Source organism: Geodermatophilus sp. URMC 62 (assembly GCF_052931475.1).
In genome coordinates this window covers 844766-857663 of the sequence record NZ_JBRFHY010000001.1, presented here as the reverse complement: position 1 = coordinate 857663, position 12898 = coordinate 844766, and the positions used below count along the sequence as shown (strand labels likewise).

Below are 12898 nucleotides of genomic sequence, written 5' to 3'. Positions count from 1 at the left end.
GCCCGGTCCTGCTCCTCGACGAGTTCGTCGACCACGCCGGCTGGGAGGAGCACGAGTACCGCGCCTGGCAGGAGTGGCTGGCCCGGACCGGCACGACCGTGGAGCACCTGGCCCACACCTCGACGCACGAGCAGGTGGGCGTGCGGGTGGTCGCCCCGGGCCCCGGTGCCGGGTCCCGACCGCGGGTCGACCACCGCCGGGGAGGGTCCGGGCCGGATCCCGCGTATCCTGGAGGACGGCACGAGCCCCGCCGAAGCCTCGGCATGCTCGCTCACCTCAGTGACCCGTACGCCCGCCGGCCTCCGGCGGGGCACCGAGCACGGGCATCGACCCTGGAGCGACATGACCGCCTCTACCGGCACCCGCGTCCTGACCGACGGCGACTTCCGCGTCGCCGACCTCTCCCTCGCCGGCTTCGGCCGCAAGGAGATCCGCCTCGCCGAGCACGAGATGCCCGGCCTCATGGCGCTGCGCGCCGAGTACGGCGACGCGCAGCCGCTCGCCGGCGCCCGCATCGCCGGCTCGCTGCACATGACCGTGCAGACCGCCGTGCTCATCGAGACCCTCGTCGCGCTGGGCGCCGACGTCCGCTGGGTGAGCTGCAACATCTTCTCCACCCAGGACCACGCGGCCGCCGCGATCGTCGTCGGCCCCGAGTCGAGTGGTGGCACCGCCGAGGCGCCCGCCGGTGTCCCGGTCTACGCCTGGAAGGGCGAGTCGCTCGAGGACTACTGGTGGTGCACGCAGCGGCTGTTCGAGTTCCGCGACGGGTCCGGCGACGTCGTGGGCCCGAACATGCTGCTCGACGACGGCGGTGACGCCACCCTGCTGGTGCACCTGGGCACCCGCTTCGAGGCCGACGGCGCCGTCCCCGACACCACCGGGGCGGACTCCGAGGAGTACGGCGTCATCCTCGACGTCCTGCGCGGCTCGCTGGCCGCCGACGCCGGCTACTGGACCCGGATCGGGCAGAGCATCGCCGGCGTCACCGAGGAGACCACCACCGGCGTCATGCGCCTCTACGAGCTGGCCCGCGACGGCCGGCTGCTGTTCCCGGCGATCAACGTCAACGACTCGGTCACCAAGAGCAAGTTCGACAACCTCTACGGCTGCCGGCACTCCCTCATCGACGGCATCAACCGCGCCACCGACGTGATGATCGGCGGCAAGGTCGCCGTCGTCTGCGGCTACGGCGACGTCGGCAAGGGCTGCGCGGAGTCGCTGCGCGGCCAGGGCGCCCGCGTGATCGTCACCGAGATCGACCCGATCAACGCCCTGCAGGCGGCGATGCACGGGTACGAGGTGACCACCCTCGACGAGGTGATCGGCAAGGCCGACATCATCATCACGGCCACCGGCAACCGCGACATCATCTCCGCCGAGCAGCTCGGGCAGACCAAGCACCAGGCGATCGTCGGCAACATCGGCCACTTCGACAACGAGATCGACGTGGCCGGCCTCGCCCGCACCCCGGGCATCGAGCGCACGCAGATCAAGCCGCAGGTCGACGAGTGGCGCTTCGCCGACGGCCACACGATCATCCTGCTGTCGGAGGGCCGGCTGCTGAACCTCGGCAACGCCACCGGGCACCCGAGCTTCGTCATGAGCGCCTCGTTCTCCAACCAGGTGCTGGCCCAGATCGAGCTGTGGACCAACCGGGCCGCCTACGAGGGCCGGACGCCCGGCGTGACCGTCCTGCCGAAGAAGCTCGACGAGCACGTGGCCCGGCTGCACCTCGACGCCCTCGGCGTGAAGCTCACCGAGCTGACCAAGGTGCAGGCCGACTACCTCGGCGTGCCCGTCGAGGGGCCCTTCAAGAGCGAGCACTACCGCTACTGAGAGGACCCCCTTTCCTCCCCACCGCTCGCAGGCTCGCGGCGGGACCCTGCACGGGGGTCGTCCGAGCGCGTCACCGGGCTCGCGGCGGACCCTGCAGGGGGCCTGGACCCGCGTTCCGCCCCGCCCGGGGCATTCCTCGGGCGGGGCGGAGCGTTTCCGGGCGCGGGTCGCGCAGAATGGGCCCGTGCCACCGACCGCACCGCACAACGGGCCCAGCCGCGGCCGTGTCCTGGTCGTCGACGACGACGCCGCCCTCGCCGAGATGCTCGGCATCGTGCTGCGGCGGGAGGGGTACGACCCGGCCTTCGTGTCCGACGGGAACCGGGCGCTCGGGGTCTTCCAGCAGACCCGTCCGGACATCGTCCTGCTCGACCTGATGCTGCCCGGCCGCAACGGCCTGCAGATCTGCCAGGACATCCGCACCCAGTCCAGCGTCCCCATCGTCATGCTCACCGCCAAGGGCGACACGATCGACGTCGTCCAGGGGCTGGAGGCCGGCGCCGACGACTACGTCACCAAGCCGTTCAAGCCGGTGGAGCTGGTCGCCCGGGTGCGCGCCCAGCTGCGCCGCGGGGAGACCGGGCAGGCCGAGACGCTGTCCATCGGCGACGTCCAGATCGACGTCCCGGCCCACCAGGTCACCCGTGACGGGACGCCGATCGCGCTGACCCCGCTGGAGTTCGACCTGCTGGTGGCCCTCGCCCGCAAGCCGCGCCAGGTGTTCACCCGCGAGCTGCTGCTCGAGCAGGTGTGGGGTTACCGGCACGCCGCCGACACGCGGCTGGTCAACGTCCACGTGCAGCGGCTGCGCGCCAAGATCGAGCGCGACCCGGAGAAACCGGAGATCGTGCTGACGGTGCGCGGCGTGGGGTACAAGGCGGGACCGCCGTGAGCCGCCCGTGAGTGCCACCGACCAGGCGCGGCCGACCGGTGGTGTCGACGGCGCCGGCGGCTCCACGGTCGCCGCGCCCGCGGGGGGCCCGACGACGGTCCCGCCGCGCTCCGGCCGGCCGCAGGACCCGCGCCCGCTGCGGCGCGGCCTGTACCGCGGCGTGGCCCACGTCCGCCGCGGCGCCCGCCAGGCGGTGGCCGGCGCCGTCTCGGCCTGGCGGTCGTCGCTGCACGTGCGCATCGGTGCGATCACGATGGTCGTCGCCGGCACGGTCGTGGTGATCGTCAGCCTGGTGCTGTTCAGCCAGATCCGCACCCAGCTGCTGTCGGTCAAGGAGCAGGCAGCGGTCGACCAGGCCCAGGCCGGGGTGGTCTACGCCCAGACCGAGGTGGTGGGCATCGCCGCGGGGGACGCCGCCAGCGTGCGCGCCACCCTCGACCGCACGGTGCAGCAGCTGCTCACCCGCGGCGGGTCGGCGGGCGACTTCGACGTCGTCATGGTCTACCGCACGGGGGACACCGAGCGGCCGCCCGCGGTCAGCCGTCCGGGCATCTACCCGGCGCTGCCCGAGGGGCTGCGCGCCGGGGTCGCCGGCGGCGCCCAGTACAGCCAGTACGCGATGGTGCCCAACGACGCCGGGCAGCCCCATCCGACCCTGCTGGTCGGGTCCCCGGTGCCCGGCGGGGCCTCCTCGGTCGGCCGGCTCGAGCTGTACTACGCGTTCCCGCTGGACCAGGAGCAGGAGACGCTCTCCCTCATCCGCAGCACCGTGGCGATCAGCGGCATCGCCCTGACCCTCTTCGTCGCGGGGATCGGCGTGCTGGTCACCCGGCTGGTCGTCGACCCGGTGCGGCGCGCCGCCGGCACGGCGCAGCGGCTGGCCGAGGGGCAGCTCGAGGAGCGCATGACCGTGCGCGGCGAGGACGACCTGGCCCGCCTGGCCACCAGCTTCAACGCGATGGCCGACAGCCTGCAGCGCCAGATCACCCAGCTCGAGGGGCTCTCCCAGCTGCAGCAGCGGTTCACCTCCGACGTCTCGCACGAGCTGCGCACCCCGCTGACCACGGTGCAGATGGCCGCCGACGTCCTGCACGAGTCCCGCGGCGACTTCCCCCCGCACGTCGCCCGCTCGGCCGAGCTGCTGCACGAGGAGCTCGACCGCTTCGAGCGGCTGCTGTCGGACCTGCTGGAGATCAGCCGGTACGACGCCGGTGCCGCCGTCCTCGACTGGGAGCCCGCCGACCTCGGGGCGATCGTGGGCCGCGTGGTCGAGGGCATGACCTCGCTGGCCACGCGGCACGGCTGCGAGCTCACGGTGACCTGCCCGCCGGGCCCCGTCGTCGCCGAGGTCGACGCCCGCCGGGTGGAGCGGATCCTGCGCAACCTGGTCGGCAACGCCGTCGAGCACGGTGCGGGCGAACCCATCGAGGTGACCCTGGTGGCCAACCGGTCGGCGGCGGCGGTGACGGTGCGCGACCACGGGGTCGGCCTGTCCCCGGCCGAGGCCGAGCACGTCTTCGACCGGTTCTGGCGGGCCGACCCCTCCCGGGTCCGCACGGTCGGCGGCAGCGGCCTGGGCCTGTCCATCAGCCTGGAGGACGCCCGGCTGCACGGCGGCTGGCTGCAGGTCTGGGGCCAGCCGGGGCTGGGTGCGCAGTTCCGGCTCACCCTGCCGCTCACCGCCGGAGCCGACCTCACCGGCTCGCCGCTGCCGCTGCGGCCGACGATCGTGCGCCGGCCGAGGGTCCGCCCGTGAGCCGCAGGACGCCCGTGCTGGCCGCGCTGCTGCTCGTCCTGCTCAGCGGCTGCTCGACGGTGCCCACTGGGTCGGCCCCGGTGCAGATCACCGAGGCGCCGACCCGGCCCGCCGGCCAGGTGGGCATCGAGCCGCAGGAGCCGCTCAGCGGCGCCCTGCCCGAGGAGGTCGTGCGCGGCTTCGTCGACGCCGCGGCCAGCACGGTGGGCGGGCACCCGGTGGCCCGCGAGTACCTGACCCCCGAGGCCGCCGACACCTGGTCCGACGAGGCCGGCATCACCCTCATCGGTCCCGACTACGCCACGGTGAACGCGGACGCCGGCACCATCGTGGTGACCGGCGACCTGGTCGGCAGCGTCGACACCCGCGGCGTCTTCACCGGCTCGGCGGGGGACCTCTACACCCGCGACTTCACCCTGGTCGAGGTCGACGGCGAGTGGCGGATCACCAACCCGCCCGACGGCCTGCTCATGCTCGTACCCGACTTCGAGCGGCTCTACGACGAGCGCGCCGCCTACTTCGTCGACCCGACGGGGCAGCGGGTGGTGCCCGACCCGCACTACCTGCTCACCGGGGAGGCCCAGCCGACCGCGCTGGTGCAGCGGCTGCTGGAGGGCCCGTCCCCGGCGCTCGCGGCCGGCGTCCGCAACGCCCTCGACGGCGTCACCCTCACCCGTGCCGTCACGATCGCCGGCGCCATGGTCACCGTCGACCTCGCCGGGCTCCGCGACGTGCCGGCGGCGCAGCTGCCGCTGCTGTGCGCCCAGCTGGTGTGGACGCTCGACCAGCTCGAGGGCGTCAGCTCCGTGGAGATCCGGGCCAACGGCGAGCCGCTGGCGGCCGACGGGGTCCCCGCCGTGCAGCGCACCGACGACTGGGCGGGGTTCGACCCCGACGCGGCGCCCGCCGACGCCGAGGTGCACTACCTCGACGCCGGCCGGCTCATGACCGTCGACAGGTCACCGGCGCCCGGCCCGGCCGGAGCCGGCGCCTACGGGCTGAGCGCGGCGGCGGTGTCGGCCGATCCGCGCACCAGCGCGCTGACCTCGATGGTCGGCACGGCGGTCACCGGCCCGACGACGACGCTGCTGTCGGGCCCGTACGGCGGGGAGCTCACGCCGATCCTCGCCGGGGCCCGGCTCTCCGCGCCGACGGTCGCGGCCACCCGGCCGGAGTTCTGGGTCGTGCGCGACGAGAGCGCGGTGGTCCGCGTCCCGGCGAGCGGCTCCCCGCAGCCGGTGAACGTCCCGACCCTGCAGGGCCAGGGTCGGGCGACGGCGCTGGAGCTCTCGCCCGACGGGGTGCGCGCCGCCGTGCTCGTGAGCCGGGCGGACCGCTCGGCGCTGCTCGTCGGCACCGTCGTCCGCTCCGACGAGGGGCCGGTGGCCCTGCGCGACCTGCGCGAGGTGGCGCCGTCGCTGGGCTCCGTCGTCGACGTCGCCTGGCCGACGGCGGGCAGCCTGATGGTGCTGGCCGGGGACGCCGAGGAGGGCGTGGCGCCCTACGTCGTCGGCGTCGACGGGTGGGGGCTGTCGGAGGTGCCCACCTCCGGGCTGCCCAGCCCGCCGACGGCACTGGCCGCCGCACCCAGCCAGCTGCCGCTGGTCAGCGCCGGCGGCACGGTGTGGCAGCTGTCGGGCGGCACCTGGGCGACGCTCATCCGCGGCCAGCAGCCGGTGCCCGGCGACCAGCCGTTCTACCCGGTCTGATCCACGGACCCCTCCGTCCCACCTCCGCAGGGGCAGGGTGGGACCCGGGACGGCCGCGGTCGATCGGCGTGGTCCGGTGTCCACAGATCCGCGGTGGGCCGCCGCCCGGGCCGGCACGGACCGCAGGCTGGGCGAGTGGGAGCCGGGCAGCCGCAGGTGCGCGCCCACGGCGCCGCCCTGGCCGCACTGGCCACCGCCCTGGCCGACCTCGTGTTGCCGCGCACCTGCGCCGGTTGCGGGGTGCCGGGATCGGTGCTGTGCCGGCGGTGCGCCCGCCTGCTGGGCTCCCCGCGGGTGGCCACGCCCCGCCGGGTACCCCGCGGCCTGCCACCGACCGTGGCCGCCGGCGACTACGCCGGACCGGTCCGCGCCGCGGTCATCGCGTTCAAGGAGCGGGGGCGGTCCGAGCTGGCCGGTCCGCTCGGCGCCGCTCTCGCGCTGGCCGCCGCGGCCGGCGCCGCGGTCGTGCCCGCGCGGCCGGTGCTGCTGGTCCCGGTGCCGCCGAGCCGGGCGTCGCTGCGGGCCCGCGGCCGCGACCACGTCCGCGAGCTGGCCACGGTCGCCGTCGGCGAGCTGCACGCCGTCGGGGTCCCCGCCCGGCTGGCCCCGCTGCTGGCCCGCACCGGCCGCGTCCGCGACTCGGCCGGACTCTCGGTGGTCGAGCGCCGGGCCAACCTGGCCGGCACGTTCCTGCGCCGGCCAGGGCCGGAGCCGCCGCCGGGGGCGCTGCTGGTCCTGGTCGACGACGTCCTCACCAGTGGCGCGACGCTCACCGAGGCGGCCGCCGCGCTGGCCCCCGGACCCTCGGCCGGCGGTGCGCCGGTGCTGGCCGCGGTGGTCGCCGCCACTCCCCGGGAGGGTCGGGGAAAGCCTCCGGCCGGAACCCTCCGGACGGACGCGGAGACGCGTGCCGATCACGCTCCGTGAGCGTCCTGATCGACTGTCGCAGTCATGAGGCAGCGACTAGCGTGGTGTTGGTCACACCCGCCGACGACCGGGAGGTCTGATGGAGATCGTGGTCCGTGGCCGCAACGTGGAGGTCCCTGAGCACTTCCGCCAGCACGTCGAGGACAAGGTCGGCCAGCTCGAGCGGTTCGACGGCAAGCTGTCGCGCATCGACGTGGAGCTGTTCCACGAGAAGAACCCCCGGCAGGCGGCCAACTGCCAGCGCGTCGAGATCACCCTGCGGGGCAAGGGGCCCGTGGTCCGGGCCGAGGCCTGTGCGCCGGACTTCTACGCCGCCCTCGACCTGAGCGCCGGCAAGCTCGACAACCGGCTGCGCCGCGCCAACGACCGCCGGCGGGTGCACCACGGCCGGCGCACCCCACCCAGCGTCCGGGTGGCCGGTCCCTCCGCCGAGCCCGAGCCCGTGGCCGCCGCGCCGGATCCCGCGCTCGAGCAGCAGGTCGACGGCAAGCCGTTGGCCAGCGACCTCGACGAGCACCTGCCCGGCCGGGTGGTGCGCGAGAAGCACCACCCCGCCGTCCCCATGACCGTCGACCAGGCACTCCTCGAGATGGAGCTCGTGGGCCACGACTTCTTCCTCTTCCAGTGCGCCGACACCGGCCGGCCGACCGTCGTCTACCGCCGGCACGCCTTCGACTACGGGCTCATCCGTCTGGTCGAGCCCCCGCTGGGGGAGCAGCACAACACCTCTGCCGAACCGGCCGAGCCCGCGGCCGTCCCGCGTTGACACCGCGGCAGGGGCCCGGCCCGACCGGGCCGGGCCCCTGCCCGTCAGTCGCCGGGCAGCCGGCCGAACAGGACGGCGTCGGCCCGGGTGCCGTCGCGGTAGGCCAGGCAGGAGCGGACGACGCCTTCGCGGACGAAGCCGGCCCGCTCGGCGACCGACTGGGAGGTGCCGTTGCGGACGTCAGCCAGCAGGTGGACCCGTGGGGCGCCCCGCTCGAGCGCCCAGTCGGCCAGGGCCCGGGCCGCCTCGGTGGCGTAGCCCCGCCGGCGGCCCCACGGCGCCACCCAGTAGCCGATCTCCGGGCCGAGCCGGCGCCCGTCGTCCAGGTGGTGCAGGCCGCAGGAGCCGACCAGCTCGCCGTCGGCCTCGATCGCACACGACAGGTCGCGGCCCTCCGCGCGCCCGCGGGGCGCGGTCCCCGTGACGAAGTCCTCGGCCGCCTCGCGGGTGTAGGGCTCGGGCAGGGCCAGCAGCCACCGCCGGGTCTCCGCGTCCCGGCAGGCGCGGAACACGGCGTCGGCGTCGTCGGGTCGGTGGGGTCGCAGCACGAGCCGGTCGGTGCGCACCACCTCGGTGGTCAGGTCGATACCGGTGAGCTCCACCGGCTCATGGTCACGCGTTGCCCAGCACCCGGTCGACCGAGATCTCGATGACCACCCGCGCCGGGTTCTCCCGGGGGGTGCGGTAGCGCTGCGCGTAGCGGGCCTCGGCGTCGGCCACGGCGGCCCGGTCGTCGCGCACCACCGCCGTCCCCTCGAGGGTCAGCCAGCGGCGGCCGTCGACCTGGCAGACCGCCACCCGCGCCTGCCCGGCCCGCACGTGCCGTGCCTTGGCCGAGCTCCCGGAGGTGATCACCCGGGCGGTGCGCGTGTCGGGGTCGTAGGTGACGCCGACCGGCACCACGTGCGGGCTGCCGTCGGCGCGCAGCGTGGTCAGCGTGGCCAGGTGCCGCTCGGCGAGGAGGAAGGCGAGCAGTTCCGGACCGAGATCGTGCAGGTCGTGGGCCACGCCGACGAGGTTAGGTCGACGACGTCGCGGGCACCGGCGCGGCGTGGAGCTGGCGGGTGCGCGGGTGCTGGTGGCCGGGGCGACGGGCGTGCTGGGCGGTGCGCTCGCGCGGGCGCTGGCCGGGGTCGGCGCCCGGCCGGCGCTGACCGGTCGGGACGACGGCCGGCTGCAGGCGCTGGCCGGCGAGCTCGGCGGCGCTCCGGCACTCCCCGCCGACGCGGTCGACGTCGACTCCGTCCGCCGCGCGGTGGACGCCGCCGCGGAGGCCCTCGGCGGTCTGGACGCCGTCGTCGTCGCGTGGGGCGTGGTGGCCTTCGGCCCGGCCGCCGACGCCGACGACGCCGTCACCGAGGAGCTCTTCGCCGTCAACACGCTGGCCCCGATGAGCCTCGTCCGGGCCGCGCTGCCGCACCTGGCCGACGGCGGGGCGGTCGTCCTGCTGTCGGCGATCGTGGCCGACGCGCCGACGCTGGGGATGGCGGAGTACTCGGCGAGCAAGGCGGCCCTCTCGGCGTGGGCCTCGGTGCTGCGCCGGGAGCTGCGTGGCCGCTCGATCACCGTGCTCGACGTCCGGCCGCCGCACGTCGACACCGGGCTGGTCGACCGCGCGCTCGCCGGCACCCCGCCCCGGCTGCCCGCCGGGCACGACCAGGGGGAGGTGGTGGCGGCGGTGCTCGACGGCCTGCGCGAGGGAGCCCGCGAGGTCGTCCTCGACCCCCGGGAGCGGCGACTCGTGCGCCGCTGAGGCCCCGGCCCGCAGCCCGCACCGCCGTCCGGCGGCGCGGGACCGCTGAGGTGTGCGTGCCCCGCCTACGCTGGTGGCGTGGTGTTCTCGAGAATCCTCCGAGCCGGTGAGGGCAAGATCCTCCGACGACTGGACCGGATCGCCGACGCGATCGAGTCCCTGGAGGACGACGTCTCCGACCTCACCGACGCCGAGCTCCGGGCGAGGACCGACGAGTTCAAGGCGCGCATCGACGACGGCGAGACCCTCGACCAGCTGCTGCCCGAGGCCTTCGCCGTCGTCCGGGAGGCCGCCACCCGCACGCTCGGCCAGCGGCACTTCCGCGTGCAGCTCATGGGCGGCGCCGCCCTGCACCTGGGCAACATCGCCGAGATGCGCACGGGTGAGGGCAAGACCCTAACCGGGGTGCTGCCGGCCTACCTCAACGCCCTGAGCGGCGAGGGCGTGCACGTGGTCACGGTCAACGACTACCTGGCCAAGCGCGACGCCGAGTGGATGGGCCGGGTGCACCGCTTCCTCGGCCTGTCGGTGGGCACGATCCTCTCCGGGGAGAAGCCGGCGCACCGCCGCGAGCAGTACGCCGCCGACATCACCTACGGCACGAACAACGAGTTCGGCTTTGACTACCTGCGCGACAACATGGCCTGGAGCAAGGCCGACCTGGTGCAGCGCGGTCACCACTTCGCGATCGTCGACGAGGTCGACTCGATCCTCATCGACGAGGCCCGCACCCCGCTGATCATCAGCGGCCCGGCCGAGACCGCGGGCAAGTGGTACGTGGAGTTCGCGCGGATCGTGCCGCTGATGAAGCGGGACGTGCACTACGAGGTGGAGGAGGCCAAGCGCACGGTCGCCGTCACCGAGGAGGGCGTGGAGTTCGTCGAGGACCAGCTCGGCATCGACAACCTCTACGAGGCGGTCAACACCCCGCTGATCGGCTACCTCAACAACGCGCTGAAGGCCAAGGAGCTCTTCCACCGCGACCAGCAGTACATCGTCAGCAACGGCGAGGTGCTCATCGTCGACGAGTTCACCGGCCGCGTGCTGGCCGGGCGCCGCTACAACGAGGGCATGCACCAGGCCATCGAGGCCAAGGAGGGGGTGAAGATCAAGGACGAGAACCAGACGCTCGCCACGATCACCCTCCAGAACTACTTCCGGCTCTACGAGAAGCTCTCCGGGATGACCGGCACCGCCCAGACCGAGGCGGCCGAGCTCTCCCAGACCTACAAGCTGGGCGTCGTCCCCATCCCGACGAACCGGCCGATGGTCCGCGAGGACCGCTCCGACGTCATCTACAAGACGGAGAAGGCCAAGTTCGACGCCGTCATCGACGACATCGCCGAGCGGCACGAGGCCGGCCAGCCGGTGCTCGTGGGCACCGCCAGCGTCGAGAAGTCCGAGGTCCTGTCGACGTTCCTGGTCCGCAAGGGCATCCCGCACGAGGTGCTCAACGCCAAGAACCACGCGCGCGAGGCGCACATCGTGGCGCAGGCCGGGCGGCTCGGCGCGGTCACCGTGGCCACCAACATGGCCGGCCGCGGCACCGACATCCAGCTCGGTGGCAACCCCGAGTTCATCGCCGACGAGGCGCTGCGGGCCCGGGGGCTCTCCCCGTCGGAGACGCCCGAGGAGTACGAGGCCGCCTGGGACGAGGCGCTGGCGACGGCGAAGGACCAGGTCCGGGCCGAGCACGAGGAGGTCACCGAGGCCGGCGGCCTCTACGTGCTGGGCACCGAGCGGCACGAGAGCCGCCGGATCGACAACCAGCTGCGCGGCCGCTCGGGCCGGCAGGGCGACCCGGGGGAGTCGCGGTTCTACCTCTCCCTCGGCGACGACCTGATGCGACGCTTCAACGGCCCGATGCTCGAGTCGATGATGACCACGCTGCGCGTCCCCGACGACCAGCCGATCGAGTCGAAGATGGTCACCCGCGCCATCCGCTCCGCCCAGACCCAGGTCGAGCAGCAGAACTTCGAGGTCCGCAAGGACGTCCTCAAGTACGACGAGGTCCTCAACCGGCAGCGCACGGTCATCTACGACGAGCGCCGCAAGGTCCTCGACGGCGAAGACCTGCACGAGCAGGTGCAGCACATGCTCGACGACGTCGTCTCCGCCTACGTCGACGGCGCCACCGAGACCGGCTATTCCGAGGACTGGGACCTCGACCAGCTGTGGACCGGCCTCAAGGCGCTCTACCCGGTCGGGTTCGGCGTGCCGGAGCTGCTCGACCGGGTCGCCGACGGCGAGCAGGCCGCGCTGGGCGCCGACGTGCTCAAGCGGGAGCTGCTCGACGACGTCCACCACGCCTACGAGGAGCGCGAGTCGGCCCTGGGCTCGGAGGTGATGCGGGAGCTCGAGCGGCGGGTGCTGTTGAGCGTGCTGGACCGCAAGTGGCGCGAGCACCTCTACGAGATGGACTACCTGCGGGCCGGCATCCACCTGCGCGCGATGGCCAACCGCGACCCGGTCGTGGAGTACCAGCGCGAGGGCTACGACATGTTCAACGCGATGCTCGACGGCATCAAGGAGGAGTCGGTCGGCTTCCTGTTCAACCTGGAGGTCAAGACCAAGGAGCAGCAGGACGCCGAGGCGCAGGCCCGGGAGGCCGAGGCCGAGGCCAAGGCGCTGGCCGCCGCGCAGGAGGGCACCGCCCGCGTGCTCGCCCGCCAGGCCGCTGAGGCCGAGGCGGCGGCCAAGGCGGCGGCCAAGGCAGCGGCCGCGAGCGCGGTGGCCGAGGCCGCTGCGTCCGCGCCCGAGGCCGCCGCGCCGACCCCCGGGCCCCTCGTCGCCGAGCCTGCTGCTGAGCCGGTTGCTGCCGCGCCTGCTGGTGCTGAGGCCGCTGTCGACGGGGACGGCGCCGCACCGTCCACGGCCGCGGTGTCGGTGACCAAGCCGGCGGCCAAGCCCGCCGCCCGGCGCTCGACCGGTGCTCCGGCGAACCGGCCGGGTGGTCGGCACGCCGCCCGGAGCACCGCCCCGGCTGCGCCCGCCGCTCCGGCCGAGGAGGCGCCGGCGCCGTCCGGCACCGGCCCGCAGCTGGCGGTCAAGGGACTCGACGAGCCGCACCGCACCGAGGGCCTCAGCTACTCGGCGCCGAGCCTCGACGCCTCACCCGGCGAGAGCGGCCGGGCCAAGGCGGCGAAGACGGCGACGGTCACCGGCACCAAGGAGCCGGCCCGCAACGCGCCGTGCCCCTGCGGATCGGGCAAGAAGTACAAGGTGTGCCACGGAGCCGCCGGCCGCTGAGGCCGCG

Annotated in this window: 10 protein-coding genes; 8 read left to right on the top strand and 2 right to left on the bottom strand. The window is 74.5% G+C overall.

The genetic code is table 11. From position 1 onward, the window contains the following. Nucleotides 1–342 precede the first annotated feature (342 nt). The 6 genes from ahcY to hpf all read left to right on the top strand — a co-directional run bounded on the left by ahcY (nt 343) and on the right by hpf (nt 7889). Nucleotides 343–1839 carry an adenosylhomocysteinase gene (gene ahcY / locus ACU616_RS04070; RefSeq protein ID WP_446757212.1) on the top strand — a complete coding sequence of 499 codons (1497 nt, stop codon included), beginning with the start codon at nt 343–345 and terminating at the stop codon, nt 1837–1839. 184 nt (nt 1840–2023) lie between these two features. Beyond that, nucleotides 2024–2731, top strand: a complete 708-nt coding sequence (gene mtrA / locus ACU616_RS04065; RefSeq protein ID WP_446757211.1) for an MtrAB system response regulator MtrA — start codon at nt 2024–2026, stop codon at nt 2729–2731. A 7-nt stretch (nt 2732–2738) separates the two neighbouring features. Then, nucleotides 2739–4487, top strand: coding sequence for an MtrAB system histidine kinase MtrB (gene mtrB, locus ACU616_RS04060; protein WP_446757210.1), 1749 nt, complete (start codon nt 2739–2741; stop codon nt 4485–4487). Beyond that, nucleotides 4484–6196, top strand: coding sequence for an LpqB family beta-propeller domain-containing protein (locus ACU616_RS04055; protein WP_446757209.1), 1713 nt, complete (start codon nt 4484–4486; stop codon nt 6194–6196). The genes mtrB and ACU616_RS04055 overlap by 4 nt, the downstream gene beginning before the upstream one ends. Nucleotides 6197–6331: 135 nt before the next feature. Then, nucleotides 6332–7123, top strand: a complete 792-nt coding sequence (locus ACU616_RS04050) for a ComF family protein (protein ID WP_446757208.1) — start codon at nt 6332–6334, stop codon at nt 7121–7123. Between the two features lie 79 nt (nt 7124–7202). Then, nucleotides 7203–7889, top strand: a complete 687-nt coding sequence (gene hpf, locus ACU616_RS04045) for a ribosome hibernation-promoting factor, HPF/YfiA family (RefSeq protein WP_446757207.1) — start codon at nt 7203–7205, stop codon at nt 7887–7889. A gap of 44 nt (nt 7890–7933) precedes the next feature. Here hpf and ACU616_RS04040 read toward each other — a convergent pair whose 3' ends face one another. Both ACU616_RS04040 and ACU616_RS04035 read right to left on the bottom strand, forming a co-directional pair. Next, a complete protein-coding gene (locus ACU616_RS04040; protein ID WP_446757206.1) occupies nt 7934–8491 on the bottom strand; it encodes a GNAT family N-acetyltransferase in 558 nt (185 codons plus the stop codon). 10 nt (nt 8492–8501) lie between these two features. Further along, nucleotides 8502–8897, bottom strand: a complete 396-nt coding sequence (locus ACU616_RS04035) for a pyridoxamine 5'-phosphate oxidase family protein (RefSeq protein WP_446757205.1) — start codon at nt 8895–8897, stop codon at nt 8502–8504. A gap of 43 nt (nt 8898–8940) precedes the next feature. Between ACU616_RS04035 and ACU616_RS04030 the strand changes: the two genes are divergently transcribed. Both ACU616_RS04030 and secA read left to right on the top strand, forming a co-directional pair. Continuing rightward, nucleotides 8941–9642 carry an SDR family NAD(P)-dependent oxidoreductase gene (locus ACU616_RS04030; RefSeq protein WP_446757204.1) on the top strand — a complete coding sequence of 234 codons (702 nt, stop codon included), beginning with the start codon at nt 8941–8943 and terminating at the stop codon, nt 9640–9642. A gap of 78 nt (nt 9643–9720) precedes the next feature. Further along, nucleotides 9721–12891: a preprotein translocase subunit SecA gene (secA, locus tag ACU616_RS04025; protein ID WP_446757203.1), complete on the top strand. Its 3171-nt coding sequence runs from the start codon at nt 9721–9723 to the stop codon at nt 12889–12891. Nucleotides 12892–12898 lie beyond the last annotated feature (7 nt).